Here is a 20,019-nt window from a genome sequence, read left to right as displayed (position 1 = left end):
GCCCAATTCAGGGCCGCTTCGCGCCCCAGCGGGAGCAAGCTCCCTCGCCACAACTGCGGATATGCCTGAAACATCGGCGTAAGTGAACAGCATTGCGGACACGTGTCCGGGCTTTTTGGTGAGTGTCTGGTCCTGAAACTGGTGTAATCCTTGTTCAGGACGGGACCGGCTAATGGGTGTCCCTTTTCCGCATCGGTACCCGTGCACACGGCAGCTGTCCGTTCCGGAACAAACCTACAAACAAACCGCCTGCGTCAGACCTTAGGCCGATTGACTGCCACAGCCTCACTCCCTATCCTCGCGCTTGTCACGACTCACTCGTGATCGGGTTTGACGGCTCGGTAGTTTTAAGGCGCGCACTGTCCTTCAACTTTGCTCGTGCACTTCTGTGCTCGACGCAAAACTTAATGGTGACTGTGCGCGGGGCACTTTCGAGTGCGCCGGGTGCCTTAGACCGGTCCGTCAACCTGCGCACAGTTGCCACCCTATCGTTTGACGGCGACCACGTGGCAGCTCTTGATCACTAAGGAGCTTCCCCCATGACCGATCCAACCACAAAATCCACCCCCTTCGCCCGCTGCGACCACGTCGACCATTACCTGTTCGCCGTCCAACCCGACATCCCGTTACTCGACGCACTCGAACACGCCTCGATCTACCTGAGCTGCGCCGAAGCCCTCGCCCATCAAGCCCCCACCGCCACCACCCCGGAACACATCGTCTCCTTACGCTGGGCCAGCCAGCAAATGCTCGGCACCGCCCGATCATTGCTCCAGGCGTCGATCGACGGACTGCACGCCGCCCAACCGGGAGATGACGCATGAACCCGCACATGCCGATGACCAACAACGATTGCGATATCCCGGTGCTGCTGGTCGCCACCCAAGCGCCGCTGGATGTGCTGCACAGCAACGCTGCTGCACGGTTTCTGGCGGTCACGCAGATGATGGAAAGCCTGGCCAGCCTCGACATTGCCCACGCCAAAGGCGCAGACGTGCAGCAAATCGCCCACGCAGCGGCGATGTTGCTGCGTGATGGCTGCGATGTGATGGATGTGTTGGGGCGCCAGATTCGGGCGCAGCACTGAGGTAACGCATAGGCTGTTCCCACACGTTGCGGGAAAGGATCAACTGAGCCTTAGGTCGTGCGTGCAGAATCTTGCAAAGCGATGGTGTTCAACGCCGTACCCCGCGATAACTAGGTACCTCATCGCGGGGTGCGATTTATTTGTTGATGCAAACACGTCGATCGGCAAGGGCTGAGGTACGGAGGAATGGGCACCCGAAGAAGGTTAAGTAAGTGCCATTCAAATCTGAGAATCATCTGGCCGGTCCCACCTCTAACTGTCGGAGGAATCACCACCCCCCACGCCCCGTTATAAACGCCTTTACATAATCCCAGCGCCTAACTGCCCAGCACGCCGCCAATATGAGTGACAAGGGAAAACCAACCCATATGAAAACCCAATCCGAATCAGTACCTATAAACAAGGAAATGAGAGAGGCAAGCATCATAGAGATAAACGCACTTACCCCCCAAACAATTGCCAGCAAGGCAAATGACAAAACCACAACCCCGAGTAGTTTATTTCTTCTCACTTGAAGCCTCCTCATAAAACTTAAACCCTTTATCAGCCAAGGTCTTAAAATACATAGTCATTGCAGTACCATAGTGTAAAAAGAGTGTAAAAAGTGGACAGATTTATTCACAACGACAAAACCCGGCAATCCATAAATAAATCTGTCCCCTTTTCGTTGCTTAGGTCCCAATTCGCTGACCTTTCCTATTGAACACTTCAAGTTGAAACGTCTACAGCTCACCAGACCTCATGGGTCTCGGCTCTGTAATTCTTTTCAATACGCTCAACAAGCAATGGCGCACTGATAATTCCTCTTGTGGAATGCTTCAGCTCTTCCGAACTAATCTCTCTCTCCAGCCGAAGTGCTTCGCTTCCATTCCACAGCCAAATAGAGCCTCCCGGCCCGCCATTCCTGGATCGGAACGTAGGAAAAACTTGTAACCTTTCGGGAACCGGAACATTTGCCACAATGGATAGAAGGCCTTGATTTACCGCACTTTGAACAACAAAGAATGCGGAAAATTGTGGTTCACCATCAACCATAACCGAAAAGTCTTTTGGTTGTTTATTATGAAATCCGGGGAAAACACGAATTAAAAAGCCAAATTCCGGATGCTTATTAGTAACTTGCGCATATGCGACACCCTGCGAGGTTAACACCTGCAAAATGTCGCCCAGCTTTACTTTCTTAGCCATTTAAAATCCTTCATATCCAGCTTTTTTCAACAGCTCGGCACCGCGAATCAAACCCTGCTCGGAAAAAAGGGGACAGATTTATTTTCGACAACCAAAATCGTTTATCAATAAATAAATCTGTCCCCTTTTCGCTGCGAGGCCGGTGTTGAGGGTAAGCAGTGTTCAAGAAAACTCTATTTTACAATCTGACAGAGGGATCGAGCGGCCATCGGAAATAACAAATTGATCACCTTCGATTTTAGCAAGTAATAGACCAAGGCCATTTGCCCCTACCTCAATATCTTTTCTCCAACCGTCAAGATCACCATGATAGGAAATCGCGTAAAAAACAGGCCCCGTGGGCGGGGTGACTTTACACCCGCGATCATTTACCCCTCCACGAACGGCATTCGGCGGCTCAGAAAAGCACGTAATGTTATTAAATTGTTTTCGGAATTTGTTTTCCCATCATCCGAAAAATAAACAACTTGCTGCCCATCGACAACCGTAACACCAGGTAAATTTCGAGAGTTCGACTGCTCGATTTTTCCACCCAGAATTTTTTCTAACGTCTCCCGATCACTACTCATTTCACACCTCACTTTGTTGCCGGGGTAATTACAAACTTAAAGTTTGTGACACCCGCAAAAAAGGGGACAGATTTATTTTCCCACCCCAGACTTCTCCCTTGGCCGGCCTTGACCTCGACGCTCTATTCGAATCCCCGCAATCTGTTCTACTTCATCGACGAAACGCCCCGTTCCGGTTAACTGCCCACGCTGTAGAGCGTCACGAATAAGCCTTACTTCTTCGCTGGAAACAGCTTGCCGTACAAAACCCTCATAATTTTTGTACCGTTCCACAAAAAAGGGGACAGATTTATTTTCGACAACCAAAATCGTTTATCAATAAATAAATCTGTCCCCTTTTCGTTGACGTAGGACCGGCTAATGGATGTCCCCTTTTCCTGCTCTTTTTCCTGCTCTTTTCCTGCTGAAGAGCAAAAAGGGGACAGATCTATTTTCCAACCACAGACTTTTCCCTTGGCCGGCCTTGACCTCGACGCTCTATTCGAACCCCCGAAATCTGTTCTACTTCATCGACGAAACGCCCCGTCCCGGTTAGCTGCCCACGCTGTAGAGCTTCACGGATAAGCCTTACTTCTTCGCTGGAAACAGCTTGTCGTACAAAACCCTCATAATTTTTGTACCGTTCCAGGCTGGTATCACCCAACACATCGAAACAGGCGTCAGTATCTAGCCAATCGCTATCAGGCAGATCGCCTACACGTGCCCGGTAACTCGACCAAGGGTAGTCCGTCGCATCGACCACCATGCATGCACGTACCGGATTCAGTTCAATATAGCGACAGCATGCCAACAGATAAGTATCGGATTGCACCACACTGGACTTGTACCGACTCTCCCACAGTGTACCGGTACGGCCTTCCAACCGATTACGGTAGCGAGTGGCACGCGCCGCCAGCGCCTTCATTAGCTGCCCGAGCCCTGCCACCGATTCGCTTGGCGCCAACAACAAATGGACATGATTGGTCATCAGGCAGTAGGCGTACACCCTTACCCCAAATGCCTCCTTAAGCTCTCGAAGGTCGGCAAGATAACGCTGATAGTCCTCGACAGCAGCAAACACCACCTGACGGTTATGACCGCGCTGGACAACGTGATGCGGGTAGTTCGGCAAAACAATGCGTCCCATCCTGGGCATGAGCAACCTCCTTCCATGGAGCTTTCAGCCTAGCAAATCAGCAGAAAATAAATCTGTCCCCTTTTCTACCCATAACACTAATTAGCTTACTCTCCAAAATACTTGCAGACTTGACAGCGTCAGGTTCATTTACCAAAGAATCTCCATTTTTAACTAGAATCGAGCGCATTTTCTGCGCCAGCAACACATCATTGCTCCAATAGGATGACGACAAACGTGTAACTGCCGCCAACAACTCACCATCATCTATAAAACCTGAAAGAAGGTCTTTATCTAGAACATCAACAACAAAAGGCAACAACTCCGATAAGAATAATTCCTGCCTCACCGCACGGCACAAATCCTCAACCTGAAGGCCAGCAATAGGTATATCGCAAACCGACAGATACCATCGAGTTAAAGAAGAGGGATCAGCCTCGGGTTGCCACGTGCTATTAAGACCAGCGGCTATTGAACGAAATGTTTTTTTCATACCCCCAACCCCATCATTGCAAAAAAATGGGACTGATTTATTGACGACAACAGAACTCGTTCACTCATAAATAAATCCGCCCCCTTTTCAAAACATCACGCTATTGTCTTCCACCTATAGCATAGGCGAATATTTTTTATAAGTATGCGAAAACAGGCAATCAATCCGCTCACTGAAAAGTACAGGTATTTTTGAAAACTCCAAGGAGTCGGATACAGCGATTAACCCTCTGAGCTCAATAGGAATATCTTCTATTCCAGCAAATATACTCGGCATTAAGTAGCGAAAATAGTCCCCCATTACCGTAGGACCATCATATCCAACAGGAAAGTCCTCACCAGGAACACTTCCTTCTACGCCATGAAATACATAGAAACCTTTAATGGAAGGTATACTGTACTCTGTCAATTCCCCACCAAACAAAGACCTCTCGCAAACCCAATTTTCAACCTCCTGTCTTGAAGTGGTATGCCTATAGGTACATGCCGAATACAAATCCAGAATTGTCTGTCCATTTTTATTCTCAGGACAGTTATTAAACCCTGCAGACTCCTCCCACATAAACTTATTAAAACCATCAAGCTTCTCATCTAGATCGGGCAATTCCAGCAATGCTGCTGGCAGCGCCCCAAAGCAGTTATTCACCATAACTGCGATGGCTCCATTTTTATCCATAGCGAACCAGGTAATTAACTCGCCAAACCCAGGCTTCCAATATTTGCCCAGGGTCATTATTTCTTCTCCAGCACAAAGTTGACAGATTTATTTACGACGACAAAATCCAGTAACCCGCAAATAAATCCGCCCCCTTTCACCACAAATAAACCTGTCCCTTTTTCGACTTCATATAACCACAACACCCATATCTCCCTCCATTGTAAAGCATATAAACCACGAACAGTCCACCGACAAAAAATAGTGATGCTGAGGAATAGACACTAAACACTCAAGCACATCAACAAACGCTTCTACATCTCCAAGCACCGCAATATCCGTCGCACTATCACCGACATATACCACTTCTCCCACCAGCCCAAACTCAAGCATTACATCTTTAAAAAAAGATGCAAAAGCATCGGACTTTCTTTTACTATCATTTTCAAGCCTCACCTTTGAGAACGGCATCGCCGCCCAGTCAAGCCTGCGATTCTTAATCGGAAACCTTGTCTTTAACGCCTCAAAATAAATATCTATCTCTCGAGCAATACGCAACTCACCGAATGAAACCTTCTCATGCAAATCACCAATCAACTCATCATCAAAATATTTACTCATCACATCACTACCTTTTAAACTGCTCGATTAACTTATTCACCACTTCCGCACCAGCATCAAATACAAGAACCAAAAAGCAACAATGAGATAGATTTATTTACAACAACAAAACTCGGCAATCTATAAATAAATCCGCCCCCTTTTCAATTTTTTTATTCACTTTCTAAAACTGACATATAGCGCTTCAACAACAGAATCATCCTCGTCAATATCGTGAGCATAGAAGCTAAAACCTAACTTATCAAAAAGGGGACAGATTTATTTTCCAACCACAGACTTTTCCCTTGGTCGGCCTTGACCTCGACGCTCTATTCGAATCCCCGCAATCTGTTCTACTTCATCGATAAAACGCCCCGTCCCGGTTAGCTGCCCACGCTGTAGAGCTTCACGAATAAGCCTTACTTCTTCGCTGGAAACAGCTTGTCGTACAAAACCCTCATAATTTTTGTACCGCTCCAGGCTGGTATCACCCAACACATCGAAACAGGCTTCAGTATCTAGCCAATCGCTATCAGGCAGATCGCCTACACGTGCCCGGTAACTCGACCAAGGGTAATCCGCCGCATCGACCACCATGCATGCACGTACCGGATTCAGTTCAATATAGCGGCAGCATGCCAACAGATAAGTATCGGATTGCACCACACTGGACTTATACCGACTCTCCCATAGCGTACCGGTACGGCCTTCCAACCGGTTACGGTAGCGAGTGGCACGCGCCGCCAGCGCCTTCATTAGCTGCCCGAGGCCTGCCACCGATTCGCTTGGCGCCAACAACAAATGGACATGATTGGTCATCAGGCAGTAGGCGTACACCCTTACCCCAAATGCCTCCTTAAGCTCTCGAAGGTCGGCAAGATAACGCTGATAGTCCTCAGCAGCAGCAAACACCACCTGACGGTTATGACCGCGTTGGACAACGTGATGCGGGTAGTTCGGCAAAACAATGCGTCCCATCCTGGGCATGAGCAACCTCCTTCCATGGAGCTTTCAGCCTAGCAAATCAGCGAAAAATAAATCTGTCCCCTTTTCCTTGGTCCCCTTTTCCTCGTGCATTCTCATCGACCCACTTGACCTTACTTGAAGCAAGATCATCTACTGCGCCTTTTGCACCTCTTAAAACGCAACGCTAACAATCAGCCCGCCGCACGCCGTTCAACTAAAGACTTGATGTACTTCAGCCGTTCCAAGATAAAATCAGAAAAGCTTGACGCCAACACATCAACCCCATCCAGCTCAGAACTAATCTCTACGACTTGCCAATTATTTTTTGCGTCGAAAGCATATAGTACATCGCTCGAATTTCCACCGAATACGTAAACGCCCTCATAGCCCTCAATTTCCCGGCCGCATATAGTCGAATATTTCTCCGGACCATCATCAAGATGAAATGCCGCGTCTAATTCACCGAAACCAAACTCGGTGAGAAATTCCAGATAGTCAGCTGGAGCCTGCTGCCGATCTGATTCATCAACATTGCTTAACGTCGCACTCGTGTTTGTTATGCGGTAGCCGTAATTATCCTCATAGTCCTCTGAGGACATCACAGCGTCAACCAACGACTTTAACTCTTCTTTATTTTTCATAATCATTTACCAAATATTTTTTCCGCTGGCCCTTGGGCCCTGTGAATACCACCTAACAAAAAGGGGACAGATTTATTTACAACGACAAAACCCGATCATCCATAAATAAATCTGTCCCCTTTTCGTTCAAAGATAAAAAGCCGTGTGGTTTCGGGACAGCTCTGGTATGTGCTGCCGTAACTGCCGGCGAAAAGTTTCAAACGCTCCAGCAAAAAAGGTCTACCCGCTGGGACAAGGTATTCAGGAGCCATCTCGGTATAGGCGCCCTCCGCCATACTTGTCGCCCCCAGATATTCCGGCATTCTCGGCGCGAAGCGCGCAACCATACCCAACTGTTGTGGTACGAGGGGCATCTGCGGGTAGTTCGCGCTGGGCTGATGCTCACCGAAGAAACGACCCGCCTTCGCCAGCACCTTGGTATCTGAACTACATCCACTGTATGCATTACCACGCACATCACCATTGGTAATTACACGAAGCTTTGCTGTTGGGGCACCCGAGGCAGGTGCAATGTAGGGCTCCAGAGGTTTCGTACTGCAAGCGGCGAGTAGAGAGAAAACAGCGAGAAGCGTTTTTATATTAAGGCGCATGTACTGACTCTTCATGGTGTACAAATGATCAGGGGAAAAATCAAAAAAAGATTTATCCACCTGTAAAATTTCGACTTGACCTGACAGCCACCTGATTCCGATAGTTACTACCGAAAAAATTGGTGCTCCCCTTTTCGGGGTATTTTACAAACGCAGAAGGGATACCCATTAGCCTTGACTTGAGTCCGGCTAATGCCCCCCCCTTTTCCTATCTTCCCCTTCTAGAACTCTAAATTTGCACTGGGTGAGGAAGCTCATCAACAGGCGCAGGCGTTAGAGTACATTTATGAGATCCCCTGGGAGACAGACCACATCAAACCACTTCCAAGCAAAAATTGGACGGATTTAGTTACGACGACAAGACTCTGTCACCCATAAATACATCCGCCACCTTTTTTTCATTTATCGCTCAGCAACTAGCGCGAAGGAATATCCCTGATGTCGGACACGATAAATGTCGGCAAGGTACGGATATAGAAAGGCTCCACATCAGCATTATCTTTGTGAGTCAGCGCCGCCACCATGCTCTTCATATTGCGAAGCTGACCAAATGCACCGGCAGGCTGCAGCCCCTCACGCTCGTGGGAGAAATGCAAGACTTCGGTACCGGCCTTTTTGACCTTGACCTGATAACTGAAATCAACACTGGCGAGGATCGTATTGTCGTCGACAATGACCGACACCAATCCACCATTGGAGTTACCGATCCGACGCTTGTAGACGGTGTTCACATCCAACAGGTAATCGGCACTTTCCTTGCTCGTCGCATAGCGATTAGCGCTCGACAATTGATTGATCAGCTCAACGCTGAGCTGCTCGCGCAACGCGTCTTGCGGCATAAACCGCTCATTCTTGCCGACCAGTTCAAGGTCGAAGTTGTCGATCCAGTAGGTAGCGGTCGCCGGGATCTGAACTGGCGTGGGGGAGATGTAGTAAGCAGGTTTCGAGGCGCAGCCCGACAAAAATAAGATCGCCAACAGTAAAGCCAACACACGCATGTCGATTCGTCCTTGAGGAGTTTCACGTTAGTTTAAGAGCGAGATTTTACAAACACAGAAGGGACTGATTTGTTTACGGCGACAAACGCCCTGATCGGTCTTTGCGCGACCCAATCGATGATACCAGATAGCCATCATCCCCTCGTAACGATATCCTTGCCTCACCCAATACATACACGCTGCGAGTCCTGTCCGACAGCCTCCGGCCACAAGGACAAACCATGAACGCCTTCCAGGGATGGCTCAAACGCATTTTTAATCGCGCCGCTCATACTACTTCCACCATTGCGCTACGCGACGAGACTCCGCTTCCAAGAGAGGTGCGCAATGAGGACCTGCGCACAGACGAAGAGATTCGCCGTGACCAAGCGATGGCTGTGCTCAGCACGGCTCGGAGCACTGGCGATTGGTGCGCTCTGAGTCGTCATCGTAATGGATTCGTCCGCGAGGCGGCCGTGCGCCGGCTCATGCAGATTGAGGGCCGCTATGCACTGGCAGCGTTGATCGACAGCTTGAATGACTACGTGCCGCAGATTCGTACACTGGCCAGCGATCATGTGCAGCGCTTTCTCGATCCACAACATGCAGTAATGCTGATTCAGGTACTGGACTCATTCATCTCCCTGGCCCAGAAAAACCGTATCGATCACCAATCAACGCTGACAAACGTCATTCGTATTTTGGCGACGCCTTCGGTGCGAGATACCACCCTTGAAGCGTTTAAGGCAACGCATGGTAAACCAGCACGCCTACTGCTGGAGATATTAGAAAAGGCGTTTGCGCATGACCTCGCCCACATGCTGGAAATAGCCCTGAACCATCAGGACCCATCGGTCCAACGCCTGGCATTACAGGCAAGCCTGCAGTTGCCCGACGCACAGGTACAGGCTCTATTGCTCGGAGCATTGACCAGTCACGCCGCAAACCTTCGGGTGAATGCGCTGCGCGCTTGGCTGAATCTGGCGAACACCCCGGACCAGATTCACTGCGTTTTGAAAAGAGCATTGTTCGACACTTCGACCTCGGTGCGTTCCCTTGCACGTTGGGCGTCGTCGAAGTGGCAACTCGACTGTCGAGAGGTGCTGCTGCAACGCCTGCAAGCGCCGTTACCGACTACCCAGCGTGAATGGATTGGCCTGATCGGGTTGGTTCGGGAGCTGAACGAACCGCAGGCCAGAGAGATGCTCGAGTCAGCCGTCGAATATTCCGCACCACGAGTTCGTGCGCAGGCTTTGGAGACATTCGAACAAGTGTGTGGCGAAGCTTCGTTGCCTGCACTGATCCGCGCACTGGGCGACCCCTCGCCTCGTGTGTTCCGTGTTGCGGTTGACGTGTTGAGAAAACAATCCAGTACCGCGGTTGATGGTCCGGTCTCGGATCTGCTCGAGTCCGGCTCACGAACGCTCAGTCATGAGCATCGCCGAGCACTGGTCAGCATCAAGGCAAGCTGGGAACAACTCAATTACTGGATGCGCGGTTTGAGTCAGGCCGACACCGATAACGGCGACTGGTTGGCTGAAATCAATCGATGGTGTGAGACACGCCACAAGACGTCGGACTACACGACACCCAAAGCCCTGCGCCTGCAATTGCTGCACGCACTGGGTGAACTCGAGAGTCAGGGCAAAGTAGCAGGTGGAACCGTCGCCAGTTTGCGTTGAACCCGGCGTAGATCGGACATAAAAAACCCGGACACTGTCCGGGTTTTTTATGGGGTCGCCAAGGCGCGTTATTCAGCGGCCGGTGCTTGCGGCTTGCGGCGCTTGAGCGGCGCCATGCCGTCTTTGCTGACCAGCGACAGGGCGTCGGTCTTCGGGCGGTTGGCGATCTTGCGTTTGGTCGGGGCCTTGGCTCCGGTCTTTTTCTTGTCGCCTTTGGCGTCGACCTTTTTCTTCTTCACGCCAACGGCTTTGCCCGAGGCCTTGACCTTTTTCGGTCCGCCGTAGGTGCCTTTGACTTCCTTGATGGTGCGGCGCTCGAAGCTCTGCTTGAGGTAGCGCTCGATGCTCGACATCAGGTTCCAGTCGCCGTGGCAGATCAGCGAGATGGCCAGGCCATCGTTGCCGGCACGCCCGGTACGACCGATACGGTGAACGTATTCGTCGCCGCTGCGCGGCATGTCGAAGTTGATCACCAGGTCCAGGCCTTCCACGTCCAGGCCGCGAGCCGCAACGTCGGTGGCGACGAGGATCTTGACCCCGCCCTGCTTCAGACGGTCGATCGCCAGTTTGCGATCCTTCTGGTCTTTCTCGCCGTGCAAGACGAACGCCTTGTACTCCTGCGCCACCAGACGGCCGTAGATACGGTCGGCCATGGCCCGGGTGTTGGTGAAGACGATGGCCTTCTGGTAGGTCTCGTTGGCCAGCAACCAGTTAACGATCTGTTCTTTGTGCTGGTTGTGGTCAGCGGTGATGATTTGCTGACGGGTGGTGTCGTTCAACTGGCTGACCGCGTTGAGCTGCAAGTGCTCAGGGTTGTTCAGGACCTTGGCGATCATTTCGCGCAGGCCCGAACCACCGGTGGTGGCGGAGAACAGCATGGTCTGCTGACGGTTGGTGCACTCGTCGACCAGACGCTGTACGTCTTCGGCAAAGCCCATGTCGAGCATGCGGTCGGCTTCGTCGAGCACCAGCACTTCAACTTCTTTCAAGTCGAGGTTGCCGGCGTTCAGTTGCTCAATCATCCGGCCCGGAGTACCGATCAGGATGTCCGGCACCTTGCGCAGCATGGCGGCCTGGACCTTGAAGTCTTCACCGCCGGTGATCAGGCCGGACTTGATGAAGGTGAACTGCGCGAAGCGTTCAACTTCCTTGATGGTCTGCTGGGCCAGCTCGCGGGTCGGCAGCAGGATCAGGGTTTTGATGCTGACGCGGACTTTGGCCGGGCCGATCAAACGGTTGAGGATCGGCAATACGAATGCAGCGGTTTTGCCGCTACCGGTTTGCGCAGTCACCCGCAGGTCACGCCCTTGGAGCGCGAGCGGGATAGCCGCTGCTTGCACTGGCGTTGGCTCGACAAATTTAAGCTCGGCCACGGCTTTGAGCAGGCGTTCGTGCAGGGCGAATTGGGAAAACACGGGTGCTACCTCGAAGAAATACAAAAAATCAGCTGCATAGGGTAACGGTTTCGAGCGCGAAGGCCGAGTTTCTTTATGCAATCGGACGCAAACAATGGCGATTTTGTTAGCGGATTTGTCCCTGAACGTAACTCGATGCGTCTTAAATGCTCTAATCACCCCCTCTCGTCCCACAGAAGAATCGTTTTAACCCATGGATCTCAAACAGCTCTGGCTCAATACCCAAGACCTTTGGGGCGCTCTCGACCAGCACCCGCTTCTGCATTCCAGCCTGGCGCTGATGGTGTTGTTGGTGATCGCCTTGCTGCTCGGACGAGTGGCGCGCTATGTGGTGCTGCACGCCGTCAAATTGCTCGGCCGGCAACCGGCGATGCAGTGGTTCAACGATTTGTTCCAGAACAAGGTGTTCCATCGCCTGGCGCAAATGACCCCGTCGCTGGTGATCCAGTTCGGTTTGAACCTGGTGCCGGAACTGAGCAAAACCATTCAAAACTTCCTCGGCAACGTTGCCCTGTCCTTCACCATTCTGTTCTTGGTACTGGCCCTGAGCGCCCTGCTCAACGCCATGCTGGACATCTACGCACGCACCGAACATGCCCGCACGCGCTCGATCAAAGGCTACGTGCAGTTGGCGAAAATGGTGCTGTTCGTGTTTGGCGCGATCATCATCGTCGCGACCCTGATCGACCGTTCGCCGCTGTTGCTGCTGTCGGGTCTGGGCGCCATGTCGGCAGTGATTCTGTTGGTCTACAAGGACACCCTGCTGTCGTTCGTCGCCAGCGTGCAGCTGACCAGCAATGACATGCTGCGGGTCGGCGACTGGATCGAGATGCCACAAGTGGGCGCCGACGGTGACGTGGTGGATATCACCCTGCACACAGTCAAAGTACAGAATTTCGACAAGACCATCGTCTCGATCCCGACCTGGCGCTTGATGTCCGAGTCGTTCAAGAACTGGCGCGGCATGCAGCAGTCAGGCGGCCGACGGATCAAGCGCAGCCTGTTCATCGACGCCAGTGGCGTGCGTTTCATCCATGACGATGAAGAACAGAAGTTGACCCAGGTGCGCTTGCTCACCGATTACATCAGCCGCAAGCAGGCCGAGCTCAAGAGCTGGAACGAGGCCCAGGGCAACGTCGCGGCGATGTCGGCCAACCGTCGGCGGATGACCAACATCGGGACGTTTCGCGCCTATGCACTGGCGTATTTGAAGAGCCATCCGGAAATTCAACCGAACATGACCTGCATGGTCCGCCAGATGCAAACCACTGCTCAGGGCGTGCCACTGGAAATCTATTGCTTCACCCGCACCACGGCGTGGGCCGATTACGAGCGGATCCAGGGCGATATCTTCGATTATCTGCTGGCGGTGCTGCCGGAGTTTGGCTTGAGCCTGTATCAGCAACCGAGCGGCGGGGATCTCAGGGCCGGATTACTCCCGGCAGTACTCGGCGCCAGCCACATCCCCGAGCCAGAAAAACGCTCGGTGTAATTGCCTATGCCTTTGTAGGAGCAAAGCTTGCTCGCGATGAACGATAACGCGGTGTATCTGACAGACCGCGGTGCCTGCATCGCGGGCAAGCCTTGCTCCTACGAAGAGCGGACCTCAATGGATTTTATACCCAACCGGCTGATCCACACCGCTGCCAGAATCACCGAACCGCCCAGGAACAACCGCCCCAGCTCTTCATGCTGATTCCAGATCAGCAAGTTGATCAGCAGCCCCACCGGTACATGCAAATTGTTCATCACCGCCAGTGTCCCGCCGTTGACCAGGCAGGCGCCCTTGTTCCACCAGTACAGGCCCAACGCGGTGGACACCAGTCCGAGGAACACCAGCACGCCCCACTGCAAGGGTGCTTCCGGCAGGAAGTTCTGTTTGCCGAACAGCAGAAACGCCGGCAGGGCCACGGCCAGCGCGCCGAGGTAAAAGTAACCGAAGCGCCGATAATGCGGCAGGTCGCTCGGATGGCGCGCCACCAGATGTTTGTACAGCACCTGGCCTGCGGCGTAGGTGAAGTTGGCCAGTTGCAGCAGCAGGAACCCCATGAAGAAGTCCGGATTGATCCGGTCATAACGGATCACCGCCGCACCGAGCACCGCAACCAATGCCGCCACCAGCGCCCAGGGATTGAAGCGGCGGTTCAGCGCATCTTCGATCAAGGTCACGTGCAATGGCGTGAGGATGGTGAACAGCAAGACTTCCGGCACCGTCAGCACCCGGAAGCTCAGGTACAGGCAGACGTAGGTCACGCCGAACTGCAACGCGCCGATCAACAGCATCCCGCGCATGAATGCCGGTTCCACCTGACGCCAGCGGGTCAACGGAATGAACACCAGCCCGGCCAGCAACACCCGCACCAGCACCGCGAAATAGCTGTCGACATGACCGGCCAGGTATTCACCGATCAAACTGAAGGAAAACGCCTGGATCAGCGTGACAAAAAGTAGATAGCCCATGCTCGCCTCGTTTCGAATGGCGGCGACGATAGCGGGTTTTGCCGGTTATCGCGAACAGTCAGCCACTACACAAAATCGCAGGCAAAAAAAAGCCCGATCTCGCTAAAGCGTTCAATCGGGCTAGAGCACTCATGAGCAACAAGTGCAAAGGGAGGTTCGATGCGCGAACCGGCTTGAAGGAGGTGCGGGAGCTACTTAACCATCAGGTGATTATCTGGCGATTAACGGCTCAGGCGACCTGAGCAAGCTTGGCGTTGGCCTGGTTCAGACCCTTTTCGTGGAAGTCACCGCCCAGGTTCATGCCTTCGGCGTGAATAAAGGTGACGTCGTGGATGCCGATGAACGCCATGACCTGACGCAGGTACGGTTCCTGGTGATCGGAGGTGCTACCGGCGTAGATGCCACCGCGAGCGGTCAATACATAAGCACGCTTGCCGCTGAGCAGACCTTGCGGGCCGGTTTCGGTGTACTTGAAGGTCACTCCGGCACGCAGCACGTGGTCGAGCCAGGCTTTAAGGGTGCTGGGGATTGCGAAGTTGTACATCGGTGCGGCCATGACCAAGACGTCGGTAGCCAGCAATTCGTCGGTCAACTGGTTGGAGCGCTCCAGCGACGACTGTTCGGTTTCGTTGCGTTGCTCGGCAGGTTTCATCCAGCCGCCCAGCAGGTTGGCATCCAGGTGTGGAACCGGATGGGTCGCCAGGTCACGAACGGTGATCTGGTCGGCCGGGTGTGCGGCTTTCCATTGACTGATGAAGGTTTGGGTCAGCTGACGCGATACCGAGTCTTGCTGGCGGGCACTGCTTTCGATGATCAGAACGCGGGACATGGGATGTAGCCTCCATCGGTGAATGCTGTAAGTCGATGGAGTGGAGATTAAACAGTGTTGTATCGATGAAAAAGCACAAATAACTGCTATAAACCATCAATAAATTCGTTTATAAGCGGAGCGTATCTGCTCCGCCTGTGCAACAGCCCTTATTTGGGTTTGCAGGTCAGGGTGATGTACAGCTTGATGATTTCGCGGTTGAACCTGGCCGAGAGATCGGCGCTTTTGCCGGCTTCCAGGCTCACGCGGCGAGTACGCGGTGATTCCGGGCCATTGCGAAATGCCACCGTGCATTCGACGGCTTTACCGCTGGAGTTGTTCAGCGTAATGGCGCCCATGTCGCGAGCGGTGTCATGGGTGGTGTAGTCGATTTTCAGGCCGTTGAGTTGTTTTTGTACATCAATGGGGTAGGCAAACGCGGTCAGCGGCAACATCGCCAGTACCACACAACAGATTTTTTTCATTCGGCAGCCTCCAATGGAAGCTGCCAGCTTAGGACAAGAGGAGCTCATCATGAAAGCGCCCCGCGTGACCCTTGATCAATGGCGAACACTACAAGCCGTGGTCGACCACGGTGGTTTCGCCCAGGCCGCCGAAGTGCTGCACCGTTCGCAGTCCTCCGTCAGCTATACCGTCGCACGCATGCAGGACCAGCTCGGTGTGCCGCTGTTGCGCATCGACGGCCGTAAAGCCGTGCTGACCGAGGCCGGTGGCGTGCTGCTGCGCCGCTCGCGGCAACTGGTCAAACAGGCCAGTCAGCTTGAAGACCTGGCGCACCATATGGAGCAAGGCTGGGAGGCGGAAGTGCGGCTGGTGGTCGACGCCGCTTACCCGAGCGCCCGCCTCGTCCGCGCCTTGACCGCGTTCATGCCGCAAAGCCGCGGCTGCCGGGTGCGTCTGCGTGAAGAAGTATTGTCCGGAGTCGAGGAAGTCTTGCTCGAAGGCGTAGCCGACCTGGCCATCACCGGTCTCAGCATTCCCGGTTACCTGGGCGCGGAATTGAGCGACGTAGAGTTTGTGGCCGTGGCCCACCCCGAACACCCGCTGCATCGTCTGAACCGCGAACTGAATTTCCAGGATCTGGAAACCCAGATGCAAGTGGTGATCCGCGACTCCGGTCGGCAGCAACCGCGCGATGTCGGCTGGCTAGGCGCTGAACAGCGCTGGACCGTCGGCAGCCTCGCCACCGCCGCAACCTTTGTCAGCAGCGGCCTGGGCTTCGCCTGGTTGCCCCGGCACATGATTGAGCGGGAACTGAAAGAAGGTACGCTCAAACTGCTACCGTTGGATCAGGGCGGCAGTCGAAACCCGAGCTTCTATCTGTATTCGAACAAGGACAAACCCTTGGGCCCGGCGACGCAGATTCTCATCGAGTTGCTGCGCACCTTCGACACCGCGCCGCTCGATGCGCCGTTCGCGGCCCCGGAACAAGCCTGACAAGGAGTTGCGCCATGGCCTATTTCGAACATGAAGGTTGCACCTTGCACTACGAGGAATATGGCCACGGCACACCCCTGCTGCTGGTTCACGGGCTGGGCTCGAGTACGCTGGACTGGGAAAAACAGATCCCGGAGCTCTCGACCCGTTACCGGGTGATCGTCCCGGATGTTCGCGGCCACGGTCGCTCCGACAAACCCCACGAACGCTACAGCATTGCCGGTTTCAGCGCCGACCTGGTCGCGTTGATCGAACACCTGAAGCTCGGCCCGGCGCATCTGGTCGGGTTGTCCATGGGCGGGATGATCGGCTTTCAGCTGGCGGTGGACCAACCCTCGCTGCTTAAAAGCCTGTGCATCGTCAACAGTGCCCCCGAGGTCAAAGTCCGCACGGCGGATGATTACTGGCAGTGGTTCAAGCGCTGGAGCCTGATGCACCTCCTCAGTATGCGCACCATCGGCACGGCCCTGGGCGGCAAGCTGTTTCCCAAACCCGAACAGGCAGAGTTGCGGCATAAAATAGCCGAGCGCTGGGCAAAAAACGACAAACGTGCTTATCTCGCCAGCTTCAATGCCATTGTTGGTTGGGGAGTTCAGGAACGACTGGCAAAAGTCACCTGTCCAACCCTGATCGTCAGCGCCGACCGCGACTACACGCCGGTGGCACTGAAAGAAGCCTATGTAAAACTGCTGCCCGATGCGCAGTTGGTGGTGATCGAAGATTCACGCCACGCAACGCCATTGGACCAGCCACACCGTTTCAACCAAACCCTGCTTGAATTTCTAACCGCAGTCGACACCACTACTCAGGATCACTGACCCATGCTGAAAAAAATCGCCCTAGCCACAGGCGTAGTATTGTTCGCCGCCAACCTGATGGCCGCCCCGGCACCGCACGTGCTGCTGGAAACGACCAACGGCCAGATTGAAATCGAACTGGACCCGGTCAAGGCGCCGATCAGTACCAAAAACTTTCTCGCTTACGTCGACAAGGGTTTCTACAACAACACCATTTTTCACCGCGTGATTCCGGGTTTCATGGCTCAGGGCGGCGGCTTCACGACGTCGATGCAACAGAAGCCTACCGATGCACCGATCAAGAACGAAGCCAGCAACGGCCTGCATAACGTGCGTGGCACCCTGTCGATGGCGCGCACTTCCGATCCGGATTCGGCCACCAGCCAGTTCTTCATCAACGTCAAGGACAACGACTTCCTCGACCCGGGCCGCGATGCCGGTTACGCGGTGTTCGCCAAAGTCGTGAAAGGCATGGACGTCGTCGACATCATCGTCAACTCGCCAACCACCACCAAACAAGGCATGCAGAATGTGCCCATCGACCCGGTGCTGATCAAGTCGGCCAAGCGCATCGACTAAACTGCATTAGGCGTCCTGAGCGGTAGCGGTGTATCACCGCGCCGCTCGCATCGAAAAAAAGGAGAGCCCGTACGCGGGCGTTTATCTGATGCTCTATCGTCGTTTCGAAAAACTGATCGATATTTTCCGTGACGCCCCGACGGCGGCTCCGCCGAGCCGGGTTCTCCCCTTCTATACCTATTATTTGCGTCAGGTCTGGCCGAGTTTTGCCGCGCTGTTGGTCGTCGGTTTGATCGGCGCGCTGATCGAAGTGGCGCTGTTCAGTTACCTGAGTCGAATCATCGATTTGGCCCAAGGCACGCCAAACGTAGACTTCTTCAAAATCCACGGCGTCGAGCTGGCCTGGATGGCGGTGGTCGCACTTTTTCTACGACCGATATTCGTCGGCCTGCATGACCTGCTGGTGCATCAAACCCTGAGCCCCGGCATGACCAGCATGATTCGCTGGCAAAACCACAGTTACGTGCTCAAACAGAGCCTGAATTTTTTCCAGAACGATTTCGCCGGACGCATCGCTCAACGGATCATGCAGACCGGCAACTCCCTGCGCGACTCGGCGGTGCAAGCCGTCGACGCGTTATGGCATGTGCTGATCTACGCGATCAGCTCGCTGGTGCTGTTCGCCGAAGCCGACTGGCGCCTGATGATCCCGCTGCTGACCTGGATCGCCTGCTACATCGGCGCACTGTGCTACTTCGTGCCACGGGTCAAGGAACGTTCGGTGGTGTCCTCCGATGCGCGCTCCAAACTCATGGGCCGGATCGTCGACGGCTACACCAACATCACCACGCTGAAGCTCTTCGCCCACACCAACTTCGAACAGCAATACGCCCGCGAAGCCATCGCAGAACAAACCGAAAAATCCCAACTGGCCGGCCGCGTCGTCACCAGCATGGACGTGGTCATCACCAGCATGAACGGTCTGCTGATCGTCGGCACCACAAGCCTTGCGCTGTGGCTGTGGACCCAGTCGCTGATTTCGGTGGGTGCCATTGCCCTGGCCACCGGCCTGGTGATCCGCATCGTCAACATGTCGGGCTGGATCATGTGGGTGGTCAACGGCATCTTCGAAAACATCGGGATGGTCCAGGACGGCCTGCAAACAATCGCCCAACCGATCAGCGTCACCGATCGCGAACCGGCGCCGCGCCTGGAAGTGGCCCGTGGCGAAGTGCGTTTCGAACACGTGACGTTTCACTATGGCAAGAAAAGCGGAATCATCGACGACCTCAACCTGACCATCAAACCCGGTGAAAAAATCGGTTTGATCGGCCCTTCAGGCGCGGGCAAATCGACCCTGGTCAATCTGCTGCTGCGTCTCTACGACCTGCAGAGCGGGCAGATCCTGGTCGATGGGCAGAATATCGCCAGCGTGGCCCAGGAAAGCCTGCGCGAGCGGATCGGCATGATCACTCAGGACACCTCGCTGCTGCACCGTTCGATCCGTGACAATCTGCTTTACGGCAAACCCGACGCCACCGACGAAGAACTCTGGGAGGCAGTCCGCAAGGCCCGCGCCGACGAGTTCATCCCGTTGCTATCGGATGCTGAAGGCCGCACCGGTTTCGATGCTCATGTCGGTGAGCGTGGGGTGAAACTCTCTGGCGGCCAGCGCCAACGGATCGCTATCGCCCGAGTGCTGCTCAAGGACGCGCCGATCCTGATCATGGACGAAGCGACCTCGGCGCTGGACTCGGAAGTCGAAGCGGCGATTCAGGAAAGCCTGGAAACCCTGATGCAGGGCAAGACCGTGATTGCCATCGCTCACCGACTGTCGACCATCGCGCGGATGGATCGCCTGGTGGTGCTGGAAAAAGGCCACATCGCCGAAACCGGCAGCCATACCGAACTGCTGGCCCATGGCGGGTTGTATGCACGGCTGTGGCAGCACCAGACCGGTGGGTTTGTCGGCATCGATTGAGGATTGCGTCTGTGGCGAGG

22 protein-coding genes and 1 pseudogene are annotated in these 20,019 nt (G+C 54.1%); 8 read left to right on the top strand and 15 right to left on the bottom strand.

What is annotated here, in order from left to right:
* Positions 1 to 539 precede the first annotated feature (539 nt).
* Entirely contained in the window at positions 540 to 824 is a 285-nt protein-coding gene (locus AC3WK5_RS27700; RefSeq protein WP_103316270.1) for a DUF3077 domain-containing protein, read from the top strand.
* The gene (locus AC3WK5_RS27695) at positions 821 to 1,087 is read left to right on the top strand and encodes a short-chain dehydrogenase (protein WP_103316269.1); all 267 of its coding nucleotides are present in this window, start codon (positions 821 to 823) and stop codon (positions 1,085 to 1,087) included. Before AC3WK5_RS27700 ends, AC3WK5_RS27695 begins: the two co-directional genes overlap by 4 nt.
* A gap of 729 nt (positions 1,088 to 1,816) precedes the next feature.
* On the opposite strand, the gene AC3WK5_RS27690 is transcribed toward AC3WK5_RS27695, so the two are convergent.
* The 11 genes and pseudogenes from AC3WK5_RS27690 to AC3WK5_RS27640 form a co-directional block, all read right to left on the bottom strand.
* Positions 1,817 to 2,275, bottom strand: coding sequence for a hypothetical protein (locus tag AC3WK5_RS27690; RefSeq protein ID WP_103316268.1), 459 nt, complete (start codon positions 2,273 to 2,275; stop codon positions 1,817 to 1,819).
* 368 nt (positions 2,276 to 2,643) lie between these two features.
* Entirely contained in the window at positions 2,644 to 2,844 is a 201-nt protein-coding gene (locus tag AC3WK5_RS27685) for a hypothetical protein (protein WP_256585176.1), read from the bottom strand.
* A 72-nt stretch (positions 2,845 to 2,916) separates the two neighbouring features.
* A pseudogene (locus tag AC3WK5_RS27680) lies at positions 2,917 to 3,114 on the bottom strand (transposase); the annotation flags it as partial.
* A 157-nt stretch (positions 3,115 to 3,271) separates the two neighbouring features.
* Positions 3,272 to 3,979, bottom strand: a complete 708-nt coding sequence (locus AC3WK5_RS27675) for a transposase (protein WP_103316267.1) — start codon at positions 3,977 to 3,979, stop codon at positions 3,272 to 3,274.
* A gap of 37 nt (positions 3,980 to 4,016) precedes the next feature.
* Entirely contained in the window at positions 4,017 to 4,451 is a 435-nt protein-coding gene (locus AC3WK5_RS27670; RefSeq protein WP_146039811.1) for a contact-dependent growth inhibition system immunity protein, read from the bottom strand.
* Between the two features lie 114 nt (positions 4,452 to 4,565).
* Positions 4,566 to 5,183 (bottom strand): hypothetical protein, encoded by a 618-nt coding sequence (locus tag AC3WK5_RS27665; protein ID WP_177474927.1) that lies wholly within the window; start codon positions 5,181 to 5,183, stop codon positions 4,566 to 4,568.
* A 111-nt stretch (positions 5,184 to 5,294) separates the two neighbouring features.
* Positions 5,295 to 5,726 carry a hypothetical protein gene (locus AC3WK5_RS27660; RefSeq protein WP_103316265.1) on the bottom strand — a complete coding sequence of 144 codons (432 nt, stop codon included), beginning with the start codon at positions 5,724 to 5,726 and terminating at the stop codon, positions 5,295 to 5,297.
* A gap of 258 nt (positions 5,727 to 5,984) precedes the next feature.
* Complete coding sequence (locus AC3WK5_RS27655; protein WP_103316264.1) at positions 5,985 to 6,692, bottom strand: transposase; 708 nt, start codon at positions 6,690 to 6,692, stop codon at positions 5,985 to 5,987.
* A 170-nt stretch (positions 6,693 to 6,862) separates the two neighbouring features.
* Positions 6,863 to 7,312, bottom strand: a complete 450-nt coding sequence (locus AC3WK5_RS27650) for an SMI1/KNR4 family protein (RefSeq protein WP_103316273.1) — start codon at positions 7,310 to 7,312, stop codon at positions 6,863 to 6,865.
* 95 nt (positions 7,313 to 7,407) lie between these two features.
* Positions 7,408 to 7,962 carry an amidase gene (locus AC3WK5_RS27645; RefSeq protein WP_177474925.1) on the bottom strand — a complete coding sequence of 185 codons (555 nt, stop codon included), beginning with the start codon at positions 7,960 to 7,962 and terminating at the stop codon, positions 7,408 to 7,410.
* A 356-nt stretch (positions 7,963 to 8,318) separates the two neighbouring features.
* A complete protein-coding gene (locus tag AC3WK5_RS27640) occupies positions 8,319 to 8,900 on the bottom strand; it encodes a hypothetical protein (protein ID WP_103316263.1) in 582 nt (193 codons plus the stop codon).
* A gap of 221 nt (positions 8,901 to 9,121) precedes the next feature.
* Between AC3WK5_RS27640 and AC3WK5_RS27635 the strand changes: the two genes are divergently transcribed.
* Entirely contained in the window at positions 9,122 to 10,561 is a 1,440-nt protein-coding gene (locus tag AC3WK5_RS27635; RefSeq protein WP_103316262.1) for a HEAT repeat domain-containing protein, read from the top strand.
* Positions 10,562 to 10,629: 68 nt separating this feature from the next.
* Here the strand turns inward: AC3WK5_RS27635 and AC3WK5_RS27630 are convergent, their stop codons facing one another.
* Positions 10,630 to 11,976 (bottom strand): DEAD/DEAH box helicase, encoded by a 1,347-nt coding sequence (locus AC3WK5_RS27630; RefSeq protein WP_019692457.1) that lies wholly within the window; start codon positions 11,974 to 11,976, stop codon positions 10,630 to 10,632.
* Between the two features lie 193 nt (positions 11,977 to 12,169).
* Between AC3WK5_RS27630 and AC3WK5_RS27625 the strand changes: the two genes are divergently transcribed.
* Positions 12,170 to 13,468 carry a mechanosensitive ion channel family protein gene (locus tag AC3WK5_RS27625; RefSeq protein ID WP_103316261.1) on the top strand — a complete coding sequence of 433 codons (1,299 nt, stop codon included), beginning with the start codon at positions 12,170 to 12,172 and terminating at the stop codon, positions 13,466 to 13,468.
* 98 nt (positions 13,469 to 13,566) lie between these two features.
* On the opposite strand, the gene AC3WK5_RS27620 is transcribed toward AC3WK5_RS27625, so the two are convergent.
* The 3 genes from AC3WK5_RS27620 to AC3WK5_RS27610 all read right to left on the bottom strand — a co-directional run bounded on the left by AC3WK5_RS27620 (position 13,567) and on the right by AC3WK5_RS27610 (position 15,729).
* Positions 13,567 to 14,436 carry a carboxylate/amino acid/amine transporter gene (locus AC3WK5_RS27620; protein WP_103316260.1) on the bottom strand — a complete coding sequence of 290 codons (870 nt, stop codon included), beginning with the start codon at positions 14,434 to 14,436 and terminating at the stop codon, positions 13,567 to 13,569.
* Positions 14,437 to 14,665: 229 nt separating this feature from the next.
* Entirely contained in the window at positions 14,666 to 15,265 is a 600-nt protein-coding gene (locus tag AC3WK5_RS27615; protein ID WP_103316259.1) for an FMN-dependent NADH-azoreductase, read from the bottom strand.
* A 149-nt stretch (positions 15,266 to 15,414) separates the two neighbouring features.
* Entirely contained in the window at positions 15,415 to 15,729 is a 315-nt protein-coding gene (locus AC3WK5_RS27610; RefSeq protein WP_103316258.1) for a 3-phosphoglycerate kinase, read from the bottom strand.
* A 49-nt stretch (positions 15,730 to 15,778) separates the two neighbouring features.
* Here AC3WK5_RS27610 and AC3WK5_RS27605 point away from each other — a divergent pair, with 49 nt between their 5' ends.
* The 4 genes from AC3WK5_RS27605 to AC3WK5_RS27590 all read left to right on the top strand — a co-directional run bounded on the left by AC3WK5_RS27605 (position 15,779) and on the right by AC3WK5_RS27590 (position 19,999).
* On the top strand, positions 15,779 to 16,702 hold the full coding sequence (locus AC3WK5_RS27605) for a PA3225 family LysR-type transcriptional regulator (protein WP_019648027.1): 924 nt from the start codon (positions 15,779 to 15,781) through the stop codon (positions 16,700 to 16,702).
* A 14-nt stretch (positions 16,703 to 16,716) separates the two neighbouring features.
* A complete protein-coding gene (locus AC3WK5_RS27600; RefSeq protein WP_054596215.1) occupies positions 16,717 to 17,520 on the top strand; it encodes an alpha/beta fold hydrolase in 804 nt (267 codons plus the stop codon).
* A 3-nt stretch (positions 17,521 to 17,523) separates the two neighbouring features.
* Complete coding sequence (locus AC3WK5_RS27595; protein WP_054596214.1) at positions 17,524 to 18,078, top strand: peptidylprolyl isomerase; 555 nt, start codon at positions 17,524 to 17,526, stop codon at positions 18,076 to 18,078.
* Between the two features lie 88 nt (positions 18,079 to 18,166).
* Positions 18,167 to 19,999, top strand: a complete 1,833-nt coding sequence (locus AC3WK5_RS27590; protein ID WP_103316272.1) for an ABC transporter ATP-binding protein — start codon at positions 18,167 to 18,169, stop codon at positions 19,997 to 19,999.
* Positions 20,000 to 20,019: the final 20 nt, after the last annotated feature.

The sequence above is a fragment of the Pseudomonas sp. FW306-02-D09B genome, from assembly GCF_058782685.1.
Note: the sequence above shows the minus strand (reverse complement) of the source record. Positions and strands in the feature narration are given on the sequence as shown.

Bases quoted from the DNA above. Each gene is read 5' to 3' on its own strand.
- AC3WK5_RS27605 (WP_019648027.1), top strand. From the start codon at position 15,779: ATGAAAGCGCCCCGCGTGACCCTTGATCAATGGCGAACACTACAAGCC.
- AC3WK5_RS27640 (WP_103316263.1), bottom strand. From the start codon at position 8,900: ATGCGTGTGTTGGCTTTACTGTTGGCGATCTTATTTTTGTCGGGCTGC.
- AC3WK5_RS27610 (WP_103316258.1), bottom strand. From the start codon at position 15,729: ATGAAAAAAATCTGTTGTGTGGTACTGGCGATGTTGCCGCTGACCGCG.
- AC3WK5_RS27685 (WP_256585176.1), bottom strand. From the start codon at position 2,844: ATGAGTAGTGATCGGGAGACGTTAGAAAAAATTCTGGGTGGAAAAATC.
- AC3WK5_RS27590 (WP_103316272.1), top strand. From the start codon at position 18,167: ATGCTCTATCGTCGTTTCGAAAAACTGATCGATATTTTCCGTGACGCC.
- AC3WK5_RS27655 (WP_103316264.1), bottom strand. From the start codon at position 6,692: ATGCCCAGGATGGGACGCATTGTTTTGCCGAACTACCCGCATCACGTT.
- AC3WK5_RS27695 (WP_103316269.1), top strand. From the start codon at position 821: ATGAACCCGCACATGCCGATGACCAACAACGATTGCGATATCCCGGTG.
- AC3WK5_RS27615 (WP_103316259.1), bottom strand. From the start codon at position 15,265: ATGTCCCGCGTTCTGATCATCGAAAGCAGTGCCCGCCAGCAAGACTCG.
- AC3WK5_RS27620 (WP_103316260.1), bottom strand. From the start codon at position 14,436: ATGGGCTATCTACTTTTTGTCACGCTGATCCAGGCGTTTTCCTTCAGT.
- AC3WK5_RS27665 (WP_177474927.1), bottom strand. From the start codon at position 5,183: ATGACCCTGGGCAAATATTGGAAGCCTGGGTTTGGCGAGTTAATTACC.
- AC3WK5_RS27670 (WP_146039811.1), bottom strand. From the start codon at position 4,451: ATGAAAAAAACATTTCGTTCAATAGCCGCTGGTCTTAATAGCACGTGG.
- AC3WK5_RS27690 (WP_103316268.1), bottom strand. From the start codon at position 2,275: ATGGCTAAGAAAGTAAAGCTGGGCGACATTTTGCAGGTGTTAACCTCG.
- AC3WK5_RS27700 (WP_103316270.1), top strand. From the start codon at position 540: ATGACCGATCCAACCACAAAATCCACCCCCTTCGCCCGCTGCGACCAC.
- AC3WK5_RS27675 (WP_103316267.1), bottom strand. From the start codon at position 3,979: ATGCCCAGGATGGGACGCATTGTTTTGCCGAACTACCCGCATCACGTT.
- AC3WK5_RS27600 (WP_054596215.1), top strand. From the start codon at position 16,717: ATGGCCTATTTCGAACATGAAGGTTGCACCTTGCACTACGAGGAATAT.
- AC3WK5_RS27650 (WP_103316273.1), bottom strand. From the start codon at position 7,312: ATGAAAAATAAAGAAGAGTTAAAGTCGTTGGTTGACGCTGTGATGTCC.
- AC3WK5_RS27625 (WP_103316261.1), top strand. From the start codon at position 12,170: ATGGATCTCAAACAGCTCTGGCTCAATACCCAAGACCTTTGGGGCGCT.
- AC3WK5_RS27660 (WP_103316265.1), bottom strand. From the start codon at position 5,726: ATGAGTAAATATTTTGATGATGAGTTGATTGGTGATTTGCATGAGAAG.
- AC3WK5_RS27635 (WP_103316262.1), top strand. From the start codon at position 9,122: ATGAACGCCTTCCAGGGATGGCTCAAACGCATTTTTAATCGCGCCGCT.
- AC3WK5_RS27595 (WP_054596214.1), top strand. From the start codon at position 17,524: ATGCTGAAAAAAATCGCCCTAGCCACAGGCGTAGTATTGTTCGCCGCC.